The sequence below is a fragment of the Vibrio crassostreae genome (assembly GCF_041439375.1).
GTDB classification, from domain to species: domain Bacteria; phylum Pseudomonadota; class Gammaproteobacteria; order Enterobacterales; family Vibrionaceae; genus Vibrio; species Vibrio crassostreae_D.
The window spans coordinates 29,341-49,967 of record NZ_JBGONY010000009.1; the positions used below are offsets into that span (position 1 = coordinate 29,341).

General features: G+C 43.4%; 16 protein-coding genes. 9 read left to right on the top strand and 7 right to left on the bottom strand.

Features of this window, described 5'->3' with window-relative positions; translation table 11 throughout:
• Positions 1–77: 77 nt before the first annotated feature.
• From prc to ACED45_RS06065, 3 genes are all read right to left on the bottom strand, one after another.
• Complete coding sequence (gene prc, locus ACED45_RS06055; RefSeq protein WP_017066965.1) at positions 78–2,072, bottom strand: carboxy terminal-processing peptidase; 1,995 nt, start codon at positions 2,070–2,072, stop codon at positions 78–80.
• 17 nt (positions 2,073–2,089) lie between these two features.
• Positions 2,090–2,713 carry an RNA chaperone ProQ gene (proQ, locus tag ACED45_RS06060; protein WP_017057223.1) on the bottom strand — a complete coding sequence of 208 codons (624 nt, stop codon included), beginning with the start codon at positions 2,711–2,713 and terminating at the stop codon, positions 2,090–2,092.
• Between the two features lie 97 nt (positions 2,714–2,810).
• Positions 2,811–3,302, bottom strand: a complete 492-nt coding sequence (locus ACED45_RS06065; RefSeq protein ID WP_057622357.1) for a GAF domain-containing protein — start codon at positions 3,300–3,302, stop codon at positions 2,811–2,813.
• Positions 3,303–3,391: 89 nt separating this feature from the next.
• Between ACED45_RS06065 and ACED45_RS06070 the strand changes: the two genes are divergently transcribed.
• The 4 genes from ACED45_RS06070 (at position 3,392) to rsmF (ending at position 10,741) form a co-directional block, all read left to right on the top strand.
• Complete coding sequence (locus tag ACED45_RS06070) at positions 3,392–5,188, top strand: ABC transporter ATP-binding protein (RefSeq protein WP_102432715.1); 1,797 nt, start codon at positions 3,392–3,394, stop codon at positions 5,186–5,188.
• A 54-nt stretch (positions 5,189–5,242) separates the two neighbouring features.
• Entirely contained in the window at positions 5,243–6,526 is a 1,284-nt protein-coding gene (locus tag ACED45_RS06075) for a PqiA/YebS family transporter subunit (RefSeq protein ID WP_371713511.1), read from the top strand.
• Entirely contained in the window at positions 6,513–9,170 is a 2,658-nt protein-coding gene (locus ACED45_RS06080) for an MlaD family protein (protein ID WP_017071903.1), read from the top strand. The genes ACED45_RS06075 and ACED45_RS06080 overlap by 14 nt, the downstream gene beginning before the upstream one ends.
• 149 nt (positions 9,171–9,319) lie before the next feature.
• The gene (rsmF, locus tag ACED45_RS06085) at positions 9,320–10,741 is read left to right on the top strand and encodes a 16S rRNA (cytosine(1407)-C(5))-methyltransferase RsmF (protein WP_017063836.1); all 1,422 of its coding nucleotides are present in this window, start codon (positions 9,320–9,322) and stop codon (positions 10,739–10,741) included.
• A gap of 299 nt (positions 10,742–11,040) precedes the next feature.
• Here rsmF and ACED45_RS06090 read toward each other — a convergent pair whose 3' ends face one another.
• Positions 11,041–11,949: a CvfB family protein gene (locus tag ACED45_RS06090; RefSeq protein ID WP_170962340.1), complete on the bottom strand. Its 909-nt coding sequence runs from the start codon at positions 11,947–11,949 to the stop codon at positions 11,041–11,043.
• 28 nt (positions 11,950–11,977) lie between these two features.
• On the opposite strand from ACED45_RS06090, the gene ACED45_RS06095 reads away from it, so the two are divergent.
• The gene (locus ACED45_RS06095) at positions 11,978–13,333 is read left to right on the top strand and encodes a hypothetical protein (protein ID WP_048610915.1); all 1,356 of its coding nucleotides are present in this window, start codon (positions 11,978–11,980) and stop codon (positions 13,331–13,333) included.
• 76 nt (positions 13,334–13,409) lie between these two features.
• Here ACED45_RS06095 and ACED45_RS06100 read toward each other — a convergent pair whose 3' ends face one another.
• Together ACED45_RS06100 and ACED45_RS06105 are read right to left on the bottom strand one after the other, a co-directional pair.
• Positions 13,410–13,895 (bottom strand): PaaI family thioesterase, encoded by a 486-nt coding sequence (locus ACED45_RS06100; RefSeq protein ID WP_017082222.1) that lies wholly within the window; start codon positions 13,893–13,895, stop codon positions 13,410–13,412.
• A 164-nt stretch (positions 13,896–14,059) separates the two neighbouring features.
• On the bottom strand, positions 14,060–14,947 hold the full coding sequence (locus tag ACED45_RS06105) for a putative PEP-binding protein (RefSeq protein WP_102432718.1): 888 nt from the start codon (positions 14,945–14,947) through the stop codon (positions 14,060–14,062).
• Positions 14,948–15,154: 207 nt separating this feature from the next.
• Here ACED45_RS06105 and ACED45_RS06110 point away from each other — a divergent pair, with 207 nt between their 5' ends.
• Together ACED45_RS06110 and ACED45_RS06115 are read left to right on the top strand one after the other, a co-directional pair.
• Complete coding sequence (locus ACED45_RS06110) at positions 15,155–16,213, top strand: 3-deoxy-7-phosphoheptulonate synthase (protein WP_048661946.1); 1,059 nt, start codon at positions 15,155–15,157, stop codon at positions 16,211–16,213.
• Positions 16,214–16,225: 12 nt separating this feature from the next.
• Entirely contained in the window at positions 16,226–16,708 is a 483-nt protein-coding gene (locus ACED45_RS06115; RefSeq protein WP_004733632.1) for a YajQ family cyclic di-GMP-binding protein, read from the top strand.
• Between the two features lie 190 nt (positions 16,709–16,898).
• Here the strand turns inward: ACED45_RS06115 and ACED45_RS06120 are convergent, their stop codons facing one another.
• Positions 16,899–17,840: a precorrin-2 dehydrogenase/sirohydrochlorin ferrochelatase family protein gene (locus tag ACED45_RS06120; protein WP_102432719.1), complete on the bottom strand. Its 942-nt coding sequence runs from the start codon at positions 17,838–17,840 to the stop codon at positions 16,899–16,901.
• A 480-nt stretch (positions 17,841–18,320) separates the two neighbouring features.
• Here ACED45_RS06120 and ACED45_RS06125 point away from each other — a divergent pair, with 480 nt between their 5' ends.
• Together ACED45_RS06125 and ACED45_RS06130 are read left to right on the top strand one after the other, a co-directional pair.
• Positions 18,321–19,349, top strand: coding sequence for an amino acid ABC transporter substrate-binding protein (locus ACED45_RS06125; protein ID WP_004733634.1), 1,029 nt, complete (start codon positions 18,321–18,323; stop codon positions 19,347–19,349).
• 71 nt (positions 19,350–19,420) lie between these two features.
• A complete protein-coding gene (locus ACED45_RS06130) occupies positions 19,421–20,626 on the top strand; it encodes an amino acid ABC transporter permease (RefSeq protein ID WP_048660775.1) in 1,206 nt (401 codons plus the stop codon).
• Position 20,627: the final 1 nt, after the last annotated feature.

Genomic DNA, 20,627 nt, shown 5'->3' on the forward strand with positions numbered 1-20,627 from the left:
GGTACAAAAAAAGCGAGCCTAAGCTCGCTTTTCAAATAGTACGTCTTTAAACAATCACCTTATAACAGGTATTTTGTTTATTTCTTGATCATATCCAGCATGATAGCAACTGATTCATCAAGATAAGCATCCGGGGCTTCGTAGTCTTTTGGAATATCATCCAACGTTTTAAATGCCTCTAACTTAGCGGCTTTTTGACGTTGGTTAATACGCTCTAGACGAAGCGCATCCGCATCATCACTCTCTTGTTGACGAACCTTTTCATTCAGAGAAAGGTCATTGTCGTCTTTATCTGCCTTATATTTTTCAATATCTTGCGCGATAAAGCCAAATTCCATGTCTGTTGCGATACGAGCTTCGTGTTTAGCCGTCAACGCTGCGATCTGCTCATCGTTACGCTGTAACACTGAGTACTTCGCTTTGTCGATGCTGTCCCAAGGAAGAGCGTTGTCTTCAACACTTTCACCAGTATCTGCAGGATCAATTGGCGTTGGGTAAGCAATATCAGGTACTACACCCTTGTTTTGCGTACTACCACCATTGATGCGGTAGAATTTTTGGATTGTGTATTGAACGTAGCCTAACTCTTTATCGAACAAATCATAAATATGATTCAAAGAGCGATGCTGTTGCACCGTACCTTTACCGAAAGAGTTTTCACCTAGGATGATTGCACGGCCATAATCTTGCATCGCTGCTGCAAAGATTTCAGACGCTGAAGCACTGTAGCGATTCACCAATACCGTTAACGGGCCTTGGTAACTGATTTGACCATCAGTATCGCTGTTCACTTTGACACGACCGTAGCTATCACGAACCTGAACAACAGGTCCTTCTTTGATAAACAAACCAGAGAGTTCAGTTGCTTCAGTCAGTGCACCACCACCGTTGTTTCGGAGGTCAACAATAATACCTTCAACACCTTGCTCTTTAAGCTCGGTGATCAGTTTATCGGTATCTTTAGAAAGGCCAACGTAGAAACTTGGTACTTCTAATACACCAATTTTCTTGCCGTCTTTCTCGATCACTTCTGATTTAACAGCGCGGTCTTCTAAACGAATCTTATCGCGAACAATTGTGACAACGTGACTTTTTGCATCTTTACCATCTGGCAAGATCTGTAGCTTAACTTTGGTCCCTTTAGGGCCTTTAATAAGTTGTACTACATCGTCTAAACGCCACCCGATAACATCAACAATTTCTTCGCCATCTTGACCAACACCAACAATGCGGTCTCCATCACTCAATTGTTTGCTGTTTGACGCAGGGCCACCAGCAACTAAAGATCGAATAACGGTGTAGTCGTCTGTCATCTGAAGTACAGCACCAATACCTTCTAGAGATAGATTCATCTCGGATTGGAATTGCTCTGCATTTCTTGGAGAAAGGTAACTGGTGTGCGGATCAACTTCTCGCGCGAATGCGTTCATGTAGATTTGGAAAGCATCTTCGTTGTGCGATTGCGTAATACGCTTCATCGCATTGTTGTAACGCTTTTCCAAAACTTCTTGAATCTCTGGCCACTCTTTACCAGTAAGTTTTAGATTCAACGCATCGTATTTAACGCGTTTTCTCCAAAGCTCATTCACTTCAGCGATATCTTTTGGCCATTCCGCTTCGCTACGATTTAGCTCAATACTTTCATCGGTATCAAACTTAATCTCTGTATCTAGCAAAGACAATGCATATTGAAAACGTTCAAAACGCTTCTGCATAGACAAATTATAAACATCGAATGCAATCTGGTTATTACCCGCTTTCAGTTGATCATCAATTTGTGTAGATGACGCAGCGAAAGAGTCAATATCAGCTTGAGTGAAGATATTACGATTATAATCCAGCATCTCTAAGTAACGATTAAAGATAGCTTGAGAGAAATCATCGTTGAGATTGAAGTGTTTATAGTGAGAACGAGTAAATCGAGAAGTAACACGTTTACTAGCAGTTTCGTGTTGGACCTCAGGAGCGAGTAGAGGTAAATCGTCCTGATCTAATTTGGCTTCGAGAGCCTGAGCTGAAGCTGCTAGCCAAAAGCTAGCAGCAATCAGTGTCAATTTTGAACGGCATTTCATGCGTAGGAGTATCTCCTTTAAGCGCGCAAGTGCTCCGCTTTAACAACCATTTGTAGGCCGTTTGCTAACTGAACACGCACATCTTCCTTATTGATTTCAACAATGGTCGCAGCCATGTTTCCTTTACCCATGTTCACATTTACTTCTTTGCCAGCGATGAATTCGTCAGCGTTCAAAGCGCGTGTTTCTACAGGCTTTTCTACTTTTGGTGCTTTAGGCGCTTGACGACGAGGCTGTTGAGCTTTCTTCGCCTTAGGTTTCGCTTTGCCTTCTTCACGAGCTTTTTGTGCTTGTTCTTTACGACGAGCCTGAACTTTCGCTTTGCTTTCTGCAAGTGTAGCTTTAGCGTGTTCAACGTGCTCTTCTTCTAGAGTGCCACACGCGTTGCCGTCTAAGTCAACACGTTCTGCGCCAGCTTTTACGCCGTGCAGGTAACGCCATGATGATGTGTACTGTCTTAACGCTGCACGAAGCTGAGTCTTACTTACTTTTTCATCTTCATTAAGACGTTCAGCAAGATCTTGAAAAATACCAATTTTAAGTGGCTTCGCTTCACCTTCTAGAGTAAAGCATTTAGGGAAACATTCAGCAATATATGCGATAACTTCTTTGCTGTTTTTTAACTTTTCAGTGTTTTCCATGTGGGTTCCTGGTTTTTGCGGTTTTCCGCGAGCATTAAGAAAATATTTTTACGTATTATAGAGAGATGCTTGGGAAAAACCACAGTAAGAGAATAATTTATGCCTTGTTCGCGTGCGAATTAAGCAGCTTTTCCACTTCTGCCATGAAAAATGTCAATCCGTCCTCGTCAATTTGAGAAAAACGGCCAACATTTGGGCTATCGATATCAAGAACACCCGCTATTTTTCCACCAATAGAGAACGGAATTACGATTTCTGAGTTACTTGCAGCGTCACAAGCGATATGACCTTCGAACTCATGAACATCATGAATGCGCTGAACTGTATTCGTCGCAACCGCAGTTCCACACACACCACGCCCTACCGGAATTCGCACACAAGCAGGTTGACCTTGAAAGGGACCCAGTACAAGTTCGTCTTTTTCCTTAGCTTGATCTTGCTTCATTAAATAGAAACCCGCCCAATTCAAGTCATCCAATTCCATGAATAATAATGAACTGATATTAGCAAGATTAGCAGTTAGATCGATTTCTGATTCAATTAATGCAACGGCTTGTTTGGTTAAGCGTTGGTAATGTTCTATTTTCATATTAACTTCCAATTAAATTGAGACTTCCATTATCAAGAGAACGCAGTAGAATGCGACCATCAAACTAAATAGGACTTATTCTCATTACAATGAACGATTCAGAAGACACTATTAGCCGTTCTTGGTTAATAACTCAAGTAAAAAAACACAAGTCCAAATTACTGTTTGCTAACATTATTGCCATACTTGCAACTCTCATCAGTGTCCCTATCCCGTTGCTCATGCCATTAATGGTTGATGAAGTATTACTTGATAAGCCGGCTTCTGGCTTAGATATGATGAACCACCTACTTCCAACATCGTTGCAGACACCCACTGGCTATATTGCACTGACTTTACTGTTAGTCATTATCATGCGTACCGTTAGCCAAGCGTTGAACATTCTACAAGGGCGTCAATTCACGCTCGTCTCCAAAACAATTACCTATCAAATGCGTAGCAAGATGATAGATAAACTTGGCCGTATTAGTATTCGACAATACGAGACCAAAGGCAGCGGCGGCATTAATGCTCACCTAATAACAGACATAGAGACAATCGATAAGTTCATTGGCTCAACGCTCTCTAAGTTCCTCATCAGCTTCTTAACTGTGTTCGGTACCGCGATCGTGTTGTTATGGTTAGAGTGGCGTTTAGGGTTGTTCATTCTACTGGTCAATCCTGTTGTTATTTATTTCTCTCGTAAACTAGGCAGCAAGGTTAAGCACCTTAAAAAGTACGAGAACCAATCTTTCGAACGTTTTCAGAATCGCTTGGTGGAAACCTTAGATGGTATTTACCAACTGCGTGCAGCGAATAAAGAACGCATTTTTCTCGATGAGCTTAAGATTCAAGCAAACCAAGTAAGAATCGATGCCGACAAATACGCTTGGCAATCTGAAGCTGCTGGCCGCGTTTCATTTCTCCTCTTCTTGTTAGGTTTCGAGCTTTTCCGCGCTGTCGCTATGCTAATGGTTCTATTCAGTGACTTAACCATTGGTCAGATTTTTGCGGTATTTGGTTACTTATGGTTCATGTTGGGCCCGGTTCAAGAGCTGCTAGGGATTCAATTCTCTTGGTATAGTGCAAAAGCGGCACTGCAACGCATCAACGATCTACTTCAATTAGAAGAAGAGAAGCGCCCGATTAGCAAAGTAAACCCGTTTTATGAAGATCAAGAAGTGACAGTCGACATCGAAGACGTTACATTCTCTTACACATTAGAAAACACTGTTTTAAATAGGCTATCACTACACATCCCTGCAGGTAAGAAAGTCGCTTTGGTGGGTGCGAGTGGTGGTGGTAAATCTACCTTAATCCAGTTGCTAATTGGGGTTTACCAAGCGGACTCAGGTTGCATTCGCTATAACGGTGAAACAACCGACGACATCAGCTTTGATGTAATACGTAATCAAATTGCCGTTGTTTTACAACAACCTATACTCTTTAACGATACATTGAGGCATAATCTGACCCTTGGTGCTGAATACGATGAAATGTCGTTGTGGCGTGCGCTTGAAGTCTCTCAAATGCAAGATGTCATCAAGCAACTCAGCAATGGCTTAGATACACAGATTGGTAGGAATGGCGTCCGACTGTCTGGCGGTCAACGACAACGCTTAGCAATAGCTCGTATGGTGCTGAGCAATCCTAAGTTTGTTATTCTTGATGAAGCGACATCTGCACTCGATACAGCAACAGAGTCAGCACTGCATAAAGCGTTGAGCGAGTTTTTGAAAGATCGCACAACTTTGATAGTGGCTCATCGATTATCAGCGGTGAAACAAGCCGATCTAATCTATGTTTTAGAAGATGGGCAAGTCACACAAACGGGAACACATGGTGAATTGGTTGAACAACAAGGACTTTATCAAACACTCTACGGCAGTGTGCAATCGCACGCCTGATGTTTGTAGTCCTAAGCATTTAAATCGGGCATCGAGCCTAACTGACGTTTCAACTTGGGAGGTCGCGTGACCTCCCCATTCCCCACCAACCCTTTATCAACTCAGCATCAATGCGATAGTAGCTCAGTGCGCCTTTGTCAGGGCTGCGAACTCCCCGTTGATAAAATGGACATCCCTTTAGGGAAATCAGCTTACTGCCCAAGATGCGGAACTCAGCTTTATAGAGGCGGTACCCCTAGCCTCTCTGGAAACCTAGCAATCGCAATTACCTGCTTATTGCTGTTTATCCCATCGCACTTTTTTGAATTCATCAGTATTCGCCTGATTGGCGTCATGATACCCGCGACGTTACCATCGGGTGTTTTTACCTTAATGGGCGAAGGCTTTCCTCTACTTGGTTTGCTGATCCTGTTCTGCAGTTCGATCGCTCCGTTGCTCGTGTGCACCTCGGTACTCATCACTCATGCATCACTGCGTCTTAAGATCTTCACACCCTTTCGTTATGCATTAGCCATTATTCAGACTCTCAAACATTGGATGATGTTGGATGTGTTTCTGGTAAGTTTGGCGGTCTCATGTTTCAAACTGCAAGATTACTCTGACATTTTCGTCGGCCCTGGTTTGATTGGCCTGATTCTTCTGCAGCTTTTCAGCGTATTACTAGTAAGCCGTATCAGTGTACGTCGCTACTGGGAAGCTTGGGCAAAAGAATCTGACTACTCTTTTGCTGAAAGTAAGAACATACACTGTCACAACTGCCACCTATCTCAACCGGATGGACATACTTGCGTGCGTTGTCACCATGACTTATACCACCGCAAGCCCTACTCTATACAGAAGACATGGGCTCTGCTGTTTGCCGCATCAGTGGCTATTGTGCCAGCCAACGTTATTCCGATTTCTATCCTTATCACCAACGGACAAAGGCTAGAAGACACAATAATTTCTGGTGTCGCGTCGCTGATAAATAGCGATATGTACGGCATTGCAGCGATCATTTTCATTGCCAGTATCGTCGTGCCCGTCGCGAAAATACTCGGCCTCGCGTACATCTTAATCTGTATCAAGATGAAGCGCGCCGTTTACCACAGACAACGCATGACCATCTATTTCATTGTGAAATGGGTAGGGAAATGGTCGGTGATGGACCTGTTTGTTATTTCGATCATGATGACCTTGGTCGACCGTGGACAGATTTTAAACTTTACACCAGGTTATGGTGCAGTCGCTTTTGGCGTCGTAGTTGTTCTCACGATGCTGGCAGCGGAAAGCTTAGATCCTAGGCTAATTTGGGATAACTACACCTCTAAAGATGAGTCAGTGAATGAACAACGATAACCAATCACAAACGTCATATTCACCAGAAGTAAGGAAAAACAAAGGCATCTCACCTTTGTGGATTCTACCGATATTAACCGTTGCATTAGCCGGTTGGTTGGTCATGAAATCGATACACGATGCTGGGCAACGTGTGCAGATATACTTCTCAGATGCCGCAGGTTTAGTCGCAGGTCGAACAACGATTCGTTACCAAGGCTTAGAGGTGGGTATGGTGCGTGACATCACCTTGTCCAAAGATTTATCGAGCATCTACGTTGATGCTGACATCTACCCAGAAGCTAAGAAGCTTCTCTCAAAAGGCACTCGTTTCTGGCTTGTAAAACCGACAGCAAGTTTGTCGGGTATCTCAGGATTAGACGCACTTGTTTCAGGTAACTATATTGCTATCCACCCGAGCGAAACCAAACAAGACCCAGAAACCATTTTCCAAGCGTTAGAATCCTCCCCTTCTGATTTACTGGCTTCTGAAGGTTTGAATATTTCACTGACGACCAAAGATCTGGGTGGCGTATCTGTTGGTTCTCAAATCGTTTACCGTAAAATCCCAATTGGTGAGGTTTACAACTACCAGTTAAACGACAACGCGAAATCCGTTACGATTCAAGCGTCGATTAAAGATGAATACAGCCATATCATTACCGACCAAAGCCGTTTTTGGAATGTCAGTGGCTTAGGTGCCAGTATTGGCTTTTCTGGTGTTGATGTTCGCTTAGAGAGCCTAAGTGCATTGCTTGGCGGTTCAATTGCGGTCGACTCTCCAGGAGAAGGCCAACCGGTTGAGATGAATACTAAGTTCAAACTCTACCCAGATCTGAAAACAGCGGGTCGAGGTATCTCTATCAAGATTGCCGTTCCCGATGATAATAAAATCAGTGCAACGGGTGCTCCGATCATGTATCGCGGCATTGAAATCGGTCAAATCACTGATTTATCGCTAAGTGAAGGGCGTGAAAACGTCGTTGCATCTGCCGCTATCCAACCGGCATTCAGTGACTTTTTAAACAGCGGCAGTAAATTCGTTCTAGAAGAGGCTGAACTGTCGCTTACTGGCATGAAAAACATTGCCAATTTAGTGACAGGTAACTTTTTAACCTTGGTACCGGGTGAAGGTGAAAAGGCGCGTCGATTTACTGCAATCCGCAAAAATGAATTCAGTCAGGAACAAGAGAAATCCGTTGCGATTCGCTTAACGTCGAACAATTCGTTCGGGTTAGATGTCGGTACACAACTTCTCTACAAAGGCATTGCCGTTGGCTCTATCATCCATGTGGGATTAGTTGATGGTGTTGGTACGGGCTCTGATAAACACGAAGTCTTCATGGATGCACTTATCGATAATGAGTACGCGCACCTTATCAAAAGCCACAACCGTTTCTTTGTGACAGGTAGTGCGACTGCAGAGCTAACCGAATCAGGCTTGAGTGTTACGGTCCCACCAGCAAAACAGCTTCTTACCGGCTCGATTAGCTTTGTGAGTGAAGGTAAATCTGAAGCTCGAACGGACTACCAACTTTTCCAAAGTAAGTCGTTAGCAGAAATTGCTAAGTTTAATCAGTCTGGTTCAAAGACACTTTCTTTGTTTGCCAGTGAGTTACCTTCAATTTCTAAAGGCAGTCCACTCCTCTACCGCAACCTACAAGTGGGTAGTATTTCTGATTTTCAGCTTGCCGACGGTGGCGTAAGAATCAAAGTCACAATCGAAAATCGTTACACGCACTTACTCAACAAGCACACTGTTTTCTGGAACCGATCAGGCGTTGAGGTTGATGCGTCGCTATCGGGTATCAGCATTAAAGCGGCACCAGTTAAAACCCTTATCCAAGGCGGTATTGCTTTTGACTCTCTGCCGGGAATCGACAACAAACTTGGTGACGTGTGGAAGCTTTACAAAGATTCAAAATCTGCTCGAAAATTTGGCCGCGCGATTACTATCACCTCTTCTGGCGATCAAGAAGTCAACAAGGGCATGGCGATCAAATATCAAGGTGTCACTGTTGGTGAGGTTACTTTGGTGATTCCGAACTTCAACAAGGGCGGCATTGAAATTACTGCGCGTATTTTACCTGAGTACGTCGACAAGATTGCCGTGACGAACAGTCACTTCTGGTTGGCAGAACCTGAGATTGGCCTTAATGGCATCAAAAACGTCTCTGCGCTGCTCTCTAAACACATCAACGTAGACCCGGGCAAAGGTGAAAGAAACACGAAATTTGAGCTTAGCAAAGGACCTGTGCAGCCTGAAGGCAAGATATTCCAACTGCAAAGCGAAACGCGCGGCTCAGTATCTGAAGGTACACCTATCCTATTCCGTGAACTAGAAATTGGCAGTGTTATAGATGTTCAGCTGGGCGAGTTTGCTGATCGCATCATATCTACGATTCAAATAGAACCTGACTACGCGTATCTAATCCGCGCAAACACCGTGTTCTGGAACGTGTCGGGCGTCGATGTCTCTATCGGCCTGTCAGGCGCAAACATCAAAGCCGGAACGGTAGACAGCTTGTTAAGAGGTGGTATTACATTCTCAACGCCACCGACAAATGAACTTCAACCAGTAGCAAGCGAAGATCAGTCTTTCTACCTCTATCCTCAAGCCGAAGATGAGTGGAAATCATGGAGAACCGCAATTCCTCGTCCATAGAGTGAACTCTCTGACGTTTCTGGAAGATTAATTCTTCATCAAAATGCAGCCATTAGGCTGCATTTTTGTTGTTTGCTGCAAATATGGTTTAGGACGGCCTCATTTTGCTTTAAACTCCCCGCATTAATGCAATAAATCGAGATACTCTTTTGCACGCTAACGTATATATTCCTGAAGAATTCCTAACGCACATCGAAGCAATCATGCCTAGTCATCTAGATATGGCTTCTTTTGTTGCGTCATGCCAAAAACCACTTCGTAAAAGTATTCGAATCAACACATTGAAAATCAGTGTTGAAGACTTCCTAGTACGAGCAAAAGAGAAAGGCTGGGAACTGGAACCTGTACCTTGGTGTGAAACGGGCTTTTGGATTACAGCGGACGAAAGTGAAGCGCCACTAGGTAATACGGCAGAACACATGTCTGGTCTTTTCTACATCCAAGAAGCCAGCTCGATGATGCCACCCTCGGCACTTTTCCAAGGCGAAGCTGATTACCAAGCGGTGCTAGACACTGCGGCTGCACCCGGCTCTAAAACAACACAAATCGCTGCGCTAATGAATAATCGCGGTGTATTGGTTGCCAATGAGTATGCAGCAAGCCGTGTGAAAGTCCTTCACGCTAACATCGAACGTTGTGGCGTTCGTAATGCCGCTCTAAGTAACTTTGACGGTCGAGTTTTTGGTGGTTGGTTACCAGAACAGTTTGATGCTGTGTTGCTAGACGCACCCTGCTCTGGCGAAGGCACCATTCGTAAAGATGCCGATGCGATGAAGAACTGGACGTATCAATCAGTGGTCGACATTGCCGACACGCAAAAAGATCTGATTGAAAGTGCATTCCACGCGCTTAAACCTAATGGTGTTTTGGTTTACTCAACGTGTACGCTTAGCACCGAAGAGAACCAACAAGTGTGTCATCACCTAAAAGAAACCTTTGGTGATGCGGTTGAATTCGAATCTCTGGAATCACTATTCGACAACGCAAAAGCAACCACGACAGAAGAAGGCTTTCTTCACATCTTCCCACAGGTCTATGACTCTGAAGGTTTCTTTGTTGCACGTATCCGTAAACTAGCGTCTGTTACTCCACCAGAAGTTAAAAAACGTATGGGTAAATTCCCATTTGAAAAAGCATCAAAGAAAACTCAGCAAGAAGTCGCTGAACAACTAATGAGTACTCTCGATATCGAATTGCCAAGCGATACTCAGGTTTGGATTCGCGACAAAGACGTTTGGCTATTCCCAGAAGCGCTAGAGCCGATGATCGGTGAGTTCCGTTTTTCTCGCATGGGAATCAAGATCGCTGAAACCCATAAAAAAGGTTACCGCTGGCAGCACCAAGTAGCGACAACGCTCGCAACAGGTAATGAAGCTAATGTTGTAGAGCTTAGTATTGAAGATGCTCGTGAATGGTTCATGGGCCGCGATGTTCGCCCTGAAAACTTGTCAGGAAAAGGTGAAGTACTAGTGAAGTACAATGGTGCAATCATCGGCCTTGGTAAGTGGGTTGGCAACCGAGTGAAGAACGGTTTACCACGCGAACTCGTGCGCGATAAGAACCTTTTCTAAAAGCGTTCGCACTGAATACACCTTAATAAACAAAAAGCCCAAACAACGTTAATTGTTTGGGCTTTTTCTATTCTATCGGCCATATAAGTCAGTGTGCGAGCGCTTGTAAATCAACAGCTAATTATATAAATATCAATTCAAATCACTATTTCCAAAAAGAAAAATCGCACTTTAGAGAATCTAAACTAGACTTCAATCTAACAGTCAAAAGATTAAAACGATTAGCGTAGGCTCTTCGGAGCCCTTTCCCCTAAGCCCAAACAGGAAGGTTTGGGCTTTTTTTTGACCGAAAGGACCGCTTACTTAACTAAGCTGATACCTTCTTTGTCGATAGTGATCTTGCCAGATTTGTATAGACCACCAATTGTCTTCTTGAACGTACCTTTGCTGGTTCTGAATGCAGAGAAAATAACTTCAGGAGAAGACTTATCATTCAAAGGCAGGTAACCGCCTTTCTTCTCAAGCAGGTCAAGAACCTTAGTGCTTAGGTCATCCATCTTAGCCACACCAACCTTCTGAAGAGACAAATCAATCTTACCGTCTTCTTCACGAACGTTTTTAATGTAGCCTTTTAGTGTTTTACCAATGAACAGCTTACCGATGATGTCAGATGGGAAAATCATACCCCAGTGTTCACCGTTCACGATCGCTTTGTAACCTAACTGGCTGCGCTCAGCGATAATGAGATCGACTTGCTCATTTTGCTTATAAGTTGCAGGCGTGTTGTCTAACCATTTGTTGAACTTCGTTGTACCAACGATACGGCTCGATGCTTTATCGATATACACATATACTAAGATTGACTGACCTTCGTTTAAACGGCCACGTTGCTCGCTGAAAGGAACAAGAAGATCTTTACCTTTCACGCCCCAGCTCATGAATGCACCGGTGCTGTTTACGCCTTCAACCGTCATCAAGCCAAATTGCCCCACTTGAGCAATTGGTTTTTCAGTCGTTGCAGCGATCTGGTTGTCAGAATCAATGTATAAGAAAACATCCAGTTTTTGACCAATTTCAACACCTTCAGGAGTAAATCGTTTTGGCAGCAACACGGTTCCATAGTCGCTAGCGTCAAGGAATACACCGAAGTCGGCTTGCTTTACTACTTCTAAGTTGTTTATTTGACCAATATTAATCATCAAGATTTTCTCTACTTTAAATTTGGCGGTGATTATACGTGATCTCTGATATGCTTTCGCTAGTTTCATTCATATTTTTACATTCTAGGAGACATCGTTGATCACCGTTGATAAACAAGATGCGATAACACTCAAAATTAACCATGCAATGGCGAAGACCAAAAAGCTCGACATGGACGTTTATCTATTCATTCCCGGTGAACTCGGACTCACTCCCGAAGTACTTTCTGAAAGTGCCTTTTTCTACAGCTCAATTACTCAAAAGCGCGCCTACTACAGTGACAAGACACTGTTACCTTTGGTACACAGTCGCTTGGCAAAACGTGGACGCTTATCAACGACACAGTATCGTGTGAGTTTGAGTTTGTTCGCATATCAATATGTTATTGCTTTAGATAAAGCCGTGAGCAGTTTAAATAAGACTGATAGTGACGACGTAACAGCTGATGAGGTTGATGAAGTCATTGAGCTCGCGTTAGACATCTTGAAGAAGCTTCGCCGAAGTATTCCTTATGAAGAAAACCTCAAACGCTACTACGCAAACATTGATAACTATCTTTCTTGGTACACAGAGCAAAAGTTCTTATCTCTGGTCTCTCATATGCCGCGTGGCAGTGAGTACTCGACGATAAAAGAACGACTCTTAACGCTTTGTGATAAAGAGACCGCGCACCGTAAACTGAACCGCTACAACTCAGCAAGAGTTCGAGAGGACGTTACCCGCTTGAGTAACAAGATGCGTTTGCTGCGTCGTTTGATTGAACACCCTATCGTGCTTAAAGAAAAGACAACGTCGATGGGTAAGAACGTTAAGCGTGCCGTGAAAGGCATCGCGACCGGTTTGGTGATGGTTGTCGTGACCACTACTGTGATCTTGGCTCGTGACTTTCTTGGTGAGATTACCGCCTCTTTCATCGTGGCAATGTCTTTCATTTACGCACTGCGTGAGATCTTTAAAGATGACTTGAGAGACATCCTTTGGCGCTGGCTGCGTAAAGGCAAGCCAAAATGGAAGCGTCGTTACTATGATCCAACGACCAACAAGTCAGTAGGCCATAAACTGGAATGGTTGGACTACGCAAATTTTTCTAAGCTTGCAGATCGCATTCAGTCGATCCGTAAAAAGCGTGTGGTACAACGTGAAGAGCAAATCTTGCATTACCGCTCTCATACTGAGATGTCGACATCGACCTTTATGAGTGGTTATGAGGAGACTCGTGAAACTTTATCCATCAGCTTAAGAGCGCTGACACGATTAATGGATAAGGGTTCAAATAAGGTATATCGCTTGAATGAAGGGCAAGTCAGCCGTGAATCAGTAGAAAAGCGCCACTTACTCAACCTGATCATTAAAGAAAATAATCACGATAACGAACCGACCTATTACCGTTGGAAAATCGTGATGAACCGTTCAAAGATCGTCGACATCGAGCAAATCACTCAAGAATCTTAATCTTGTTACGGTATGTGGATATTCAATTCACATACCGTTCTTGTCACTAATTCAACGGTTACCTTTTACTTTCAAACTATTTTCGAGACGGGACTTTCTTAATCGAAAGCGTTAGCGTGAACTCGGCCATCGGCTCGTCGCCATGCAAAGATGGGCAAGTCGCGATAATAGTTACGGGTTGATTCACTCGCTCCCCAGTGGACATGGTTTCTGCAAGCATAGTGTTGATCAACTCACCGTCGTTACAAGTGAAATGCACATCGCCTTCTGGACGCTTTAAGAAGTTACCCGTCACCTCTTTAAATGCCAACGAAATCTTTTCACCTTGCTGCTGAGATTTGCTCATCGCAAGAAAGCCCCCCGCCACATCAGCACCCACAGCCAATACGCCAAAGTACATGCTATTAAGATGGTTCTTCGTTCGTCTTTTAAGAGGGATTTTGACCTCAACATGTTGGTTATCCAGTGCGAGCAATTTTGGCCTGCACAGCCAGATCAGAGGCACTTTGAAAAAACCAAACATGCTCAAGTAGAAATTTGCTTTTTGTAGAGGGGTCAACATTCGGATTACCTAGTCAAATCAGTCATCAGACCAGTTAATCGATTAGCGATAGGGATGTCAAAAAAATGTTACAAAAAAGAGATATCATCGCATAATGATATCTCTTTCATTCTCAAAGCTTTAGCGCTTCAAGCAAGTTGATTTAACTTAAACAGCAAGCCGATTTATGCAGTCACGACCGTTTCTACGCCTTCAAGATCGGCAATGTAACCTTGTAGACGCGGGTAATCCACCAAGCCTTGAGTCACCAGCAGTACAGGCTTCTTCGCATGCAGCGTCGCTTTAACAATCATATCTAACAAGGTAATAACAGCCTCGTTTTGTGGATCGAAAGCGTGTTTCTGAGCTTCATTGTCCTTATCTACACCTAAAGTGAAAGACGCTAAGCTATCAACGTTTACCACAACACCATCAAAGTAATGTAGTAGACGTTCGCTCAGTAACACTGCAGACGGCACATCACACGAGAACAGTACTTTCAAACCATTCAGGCCGCGTGGTAAGCCTTGCTCTGCAAGCAGATCAATAATCTTAGCTGCATCGCTTAATGCTCGTACATACGGTACAACCACTTCAACGTTAATGCCCTGCTCTCGCAACGTTTTAATGACCTGGCACTCTAAAGCGAAAGCCTTGCTGTACTCTGGTGTCGCGTAACGAGCAACGCCACGAACGCCTAGTGCTGGGTTAATCTCTTCAGCTTCACAGTTACCGCCAAGCAGCGAACGGAAGCCATAACTGTCTGCACTGCTTAATGCGATACGAACAGAAGTGTGATTTGGCTGAACGGCAGCTTGAATCGCAATCACCAAGGTCGAAACAAAATGCTCATCAACTGTTTTATCACCAAGGATCGCATTTAAAGACGTTTTTTCGATATCAGTAAGTGTATCTAAATGACTTTCAATACTTGGGTGGTAGAAGACGCGGTCCATTACCAATTCGGATAATGAAACGTATAAGTGGTTGGAATTATTATTATCGTTGTAAGAAGGCAGCACATCACCTAAAACAAGTTCTGGGTGCAAAGTGCTTTGATTTTCTTGAGTCATTGCTGCTCCAGCATTTTTATGTTGTGTTCAAACGAAAATACCGATAGCTGCCTGTTAATACAAGTGAAAATCCCTTATTTGACGCTGGCCTGCTGATAAAAATAAGAATATTAGCAATAACTGAGATAACTTTGACTCAATAGAGTTTATTCCTCTGTTCAATTCCGTTATCTTAGCCACTTCGCAATAGAATAAAAAAGCTATCACATGCCATTAAAAACTGATGAGTTGAGAACCCAAGCTCTGGGTCCTATGCCAACTCCTGCCGAACTAGGCAATGCACACCCTATTACTGACGACGTTGCTGAGCGCATTAAAAATTCTCGCCGCCAAATCGAAGACATCCTAACTGGTCGTGATAACCGCCTATTAGTTATCGTAGGCCCTTGCTCTGTTCACGATACAGATGCGGCACTTGATTACGCTGAGCGCCTAAGCCAGATTCAAGACCAGTACAAAGATGAACTGTTCGTTGTAATGAGAACCTACTTCGAGAAGCCTCGTACGGTTGTAGGTTGGAAGGGTTTGATTACCGATCCAAACCTTGATGGTTCATACGCACTTGAAACGGGCTTAAACAAAGCTCGTAAGCTTCTGTTAGACATCAACAAGCTTGGCTTAGCAACAGCAACTGAATTCCTTGATATGATCACAGGTCAGTACATTGCAGACCTTATCACTTGGGGCGCGATTGGCGCTCGTACAACTGAATCTCAGATTCACCGTGAAATGGCTTCTGCACTGTCTTGCCCAGTTGGCTTCAAGAACGCGACCAACGGCAATATCAAGATTGCTATCGATGCAATTCGTGCAGCGCATGCGTCACACTACTTCTACTCTCCAGATAAGAATGGCCGCATGACGGTTTACCGTACTTCTGGCAACCCATACGGTCACGTTATTCTACGCGGTGGTGATAAAGGCCCTAACTTCGACGCTGAATCTGTAGATACCGCATGTAAACAACTGGCCGAATTCGACCTGCCTCAACGTTTGGTTGTAGACTTCAGCCACGCTAACTGTCAGAAACAGCACCGTAAGCAGTTAGAAGTTGCACAAGACATTTGTGAGCAAATTAAATCTAACAAGAACCAAATTGCAGGCATCATGGCAGAAAGCTTCATTGTTGAAGGTAACCAACCAATGACCGACATCAACAACCTAGAATATGGCAAGTCAATTACTGACCCATGCCTAAGCTGGGAAGATACGGCAACAATGCTAGACATGCTTGCAACAGCAATTAAAGATAGAAACTTAGCTTAAGGAAACAACACAATGCCATCATTTGACATTATCTCTGAAGTAGAAGCAGTAGAACTGCGTAACGCGGTAGACAACGCAAACCGTGAACTATCGACTCGTTTCGATTTCCGCGGCGTTGAAGCAAGCTTTGATTACAAAGATGAATCAGTAAAATTGACTGCTCAAGACGATTTTCAACTGAAGCAAATGCGCGATATCCTTCGTAGCAACCTAACAAAGCGTAATGTTGATCCTAACGCGATGGAAGCAAAAGCGGCAGACCAAACAGGTCGCACTTGGCACCAAACGGTTATCTTTAAGCAAGGCATTGAAACTGATGTAGCGAAGAAGATCGTTAAACTAATCAAAGACAACAAAGTTAAAGTTCAAGCTTCTATCCAAGGCGACAAAGTTCGTGTAACAGGTAAGAAACGTGATGATCTACAAGCTGTTATGGCTCTAGTTCGCAGCGGTGAGCTTGGTCAACCATTCCAGTTTGACAACTTCCGCGACTAATTTTTGAGTATGAGCGACCGCTTGTTTCAGTTGCTCATTCATCATCACAATGTCGTGTATGAAATAGCAGAAAGCCACTTCTTTATCGGAAGTGGCTTTTTATTTATCAGGTCCAGTTTTAGTTTTATTCCGAACCTCTAGCCGATTTAAAACAACCAGAAAGCTCTTATTTCAACTAGAAACAACTACCTCAACTGAGTACTTGGGCTGCTGACAATTTTAGGTCTTTACCGACCAACAGATTAAACTCTACGCTTGCTGGTGGAATAAAGACACACACTCGTAATTTCTCAGCTCTTGCCTGCTCAAGCTTGGTTGATAGCTCTCCGCTGTTAGCATAGCTCTCTCTTTCTGCGTCTCGACGGCACAGGTCGATAAATTCAAATGGACAATCGCTCGGTGAAAGTACGAGTTCTGCCTCTTGCATCAAACGTAAAGCCTTCATAGACAGCAACTCAACGTCCTGCTCGAATTCAATCCAAGTCACCTGTCCTTCGCTATCAATGCCTTCCGTTAGCGCTTGCTGATAGTAAGACTCTAACTGCTCTCTGTCAGTCACCTGCTCGATAAAACTGGATGACAAGAAACGCTCCCAAAACTTACGACGCTCGTCGACGGTTGGGAATGACTCTTTGATCGAATTGCGTTTTGATGCACCGAAATCTGCTATCAAACCTATATTTTGTGGCAATACCGTTTCGAGTTTTTCTCTAATATTTCTCACCAAAACAGGTGATGCACCGCCACTAGAGATGGCAATTTGGATCCTTCCGCGATTAATCATTGATGGCGTAATGAAGTCACAATAAGGTAAATCATCAACCACATTGACAAGAATACCCAATTTTTTTGCATCATTATGTACTTGATGATTCAAGCTTGGGTTGTCTGTCGTCGCCCACACCTGCAGGTAATTATTCGATATGATCTGTGACGAGTAAAAATTTTGTACCCAGTGAAGTTTATTTTCATCAACAAGCTGCTTTAAGTAAGGTGCGACCTTGGGAGATACCAAAGTCACATCAGCCCCAGCGCGTAACAAGCTGTCGACTTTACGGCAAGCAACCTCACCTCCACCAACCACTAAGATTGGCTTATTTTCTACATCCAAAAACATTGGGAAATAACGCATGTTCTTCCTTGAGATTACTTCAATAACTATTCAGCCATGCTACCAAATTTGGAGCATATTCATAACTATCGAAGTGCAATAAAAATATTTATTGACCAAATTTCAATCTTTTTTAAGGTTAATGCTCCACAACTGTGACATTCATTCAGAATATTTATCTAGTCAATTATCAATATAAAACTCTAAATCTCGTTGACCCAACAGTGTGAACTGTTGCACTATTTACATTCAGTTAACATTTGGTCATTCTAATTGTGTTCGGATTTGTGATTTCATTCAAAATTCTTTTTAAATTATACATTTGTGAAACTACGGATCCTTTCCTAACCTTATAAACAGTTGCTTAAATCGCACACAGTTTCATTTGCAAAATGCAACTCTTGTAATTTGAGCAACAAGGTCATAGAAAACGCAACACATAAGAGACACTCAAACGAGCACGAGTATCAGGTGTCACCTGGTTAACAAGGAAGGATACAAATGACAAATAAACTAACACTTCTTGCTTCAGTAGTAGCTGCATCAACTGCGATGATGGCAACATCAGCATCAGCGGCAGAAAGCACTCTGGACAAAGTCACATCTCAAGGTTTTCTAACTTGTGGTGTAAGTACAGGTCTTCCAGGGTTCTCTAACCCTAACTCAAAAGGTGAATGGGAAGGAATTGATGTTGAGTATTGTCAAGCTCTTGCAGCGGCTGTACTCGGTGACAAGACTAAAGTTAAGTATGTACCTCTAACCGCAAAAGAGCGTTTTACTGCGCTTCAATCTGGCGAAATCGACGTACTATCTCGTAACACAACATGGACACTACATCGTGACACTGCTTTAGGTCTGAACTTCGTAGGCGTTAACTACTACGATGGTCAAGGCTTCATGGTTAAGAAAGAGCTTGGCCTAACAAGTGCTCAAGAGCTTGATGGCGCTTCTGTATGTGTTCAATCAGGTACAACAACTGAACTTAACCTAGCCGATTACTTCCGTAACAGTGGCATGTCTTACAAGCCAGTGGTATTCGATACGGCAGCACAAACATCTAAAGGCTTCGACGCAGGTCGTTGTGACGTGCTAACGACTGACCAATCTGGTCTATACGCACTTCGCCTAAACCTCGCTGACCCTAAATCTGCACAAGTACTTCCTGAAATCATCTCTAAAGAACCTCTAGGTCCTGTTGTTCGTCAAGATGATGACAAATGGTTTAACGTTGCTAAGTGGACACTTTCAGCAATGATTAACGCGGAAGAATACGGCATCTCTTCTAAAAATGCAGACGAAATGCTTAAGTCAAAAGATCCAAACATCAAACGTATTCTTGGTGTAGACGGTCCTAAAGGTAAAGGCCTTGGCATTCGTGACGACTGGGGTTACCAAGTAATTAAGCAAGTTGGTAACTACGGTGAGAGTTTTGAGCGTACTGTTGGTACAGGTTCTCCACTTCAAATCTCTCGTGGTGTAAATGCATTATGGAATGCGGGCGGCTTTATGTACGCTCCACCAATCCGTTAATAAATTTTCAAGCATCAATTAGGGCGGAGTTTTCCGCCCTATTTATTAAATGGATTTGAGGTTATAGTAGTATGAAACCTAATGAAACTATTTCTCCAGCGCAGGCAAAGCCACAGCCCAAAAGTGCCAACTTATTTTACAACCCCACTTTTCGCTCCATCATTTTCCAAATTATCGCCGTCGGGGCGCTTTGTGCTTTCTTTTACACGATTGTAAATAATGCGCTCACTAACTTAGATTCCCGTGGTATCGCCACTGGTTTTGATTTTCTCTCCCAAGAAGCTGGTTTTGGCATCGGCTTAACACTAATTGAATACGACGAGACCTTCTCATACGGTCGTACATTCTTTATCGGTCTTCTCAATACCGCTTTAGTTTCAGTACTAGGCATCATGCTAGCCACGATACTGGGCTTTAGTATGGGTATCGCTAGACTCTCTTCAAACTGGCTAGTTAGCCGATTTGCAGCTGTCTACATTGAGATATTCCGAAATATCCCTCTTCTTTTGCAAATCTTTTTCTGGTACTTCGCCGTTCTGCAAGCCTTGCCTTCTGCTCGTCAAAGCATGAGCCTAGGTGAAGCAATTTTCTTGAACGTACGTGGATTGTACTTCCCTGCACCAGTGTTAGAGCAAGGCAGTAGCATTGTTATCGCATCATTGATTGTTGGTATTATCGCTACGTTTATTATCAACATTTGGGCGAATAACAAACAGAAACTTACCGGCCAACAAACACCGATGTTTCGAATTGCTGCAGCGTTGATTTTAGGCTTACCGTTGGTGACTTACTTTGTTATGGGTATGCCGATCTCTGCGGATTACCCTGTTTTAAAAGGGTTTAACTTCAAGGGTGGTATTAGCATAATCCCGGAGCTTGCTGCATTGATGCTTGCTTTAAGTATCTACACAGCAGCGTTCATTGCCGAGATTGTTCGTTCAGGTATTAACGCCGTAAACCATGGGCAAACAGAGGCTGCTATGTCTCTAGGAATCCCACGATCTAGAACCCTTAAGCTTGTCATTATCCCACAGGCATTAAGAATTATTATCCCACCACTAACCAGTCAGTACCTAAACCTGACCAAAAACTCATCACTTGCGATGGCCATTGGTTACCCTGATCTTGTCTCTGTATTTGCAGGAACAACATTAAACCAAACTGGACAAGCTATCGAAGTAATCGCGATGACAATGGGCGTCTACCTGACCTTGAGCCTATTAACATCAGCTCTAATGAACATATACAACCGCAAAGTAGCGTTGGTGGAGAGATAAG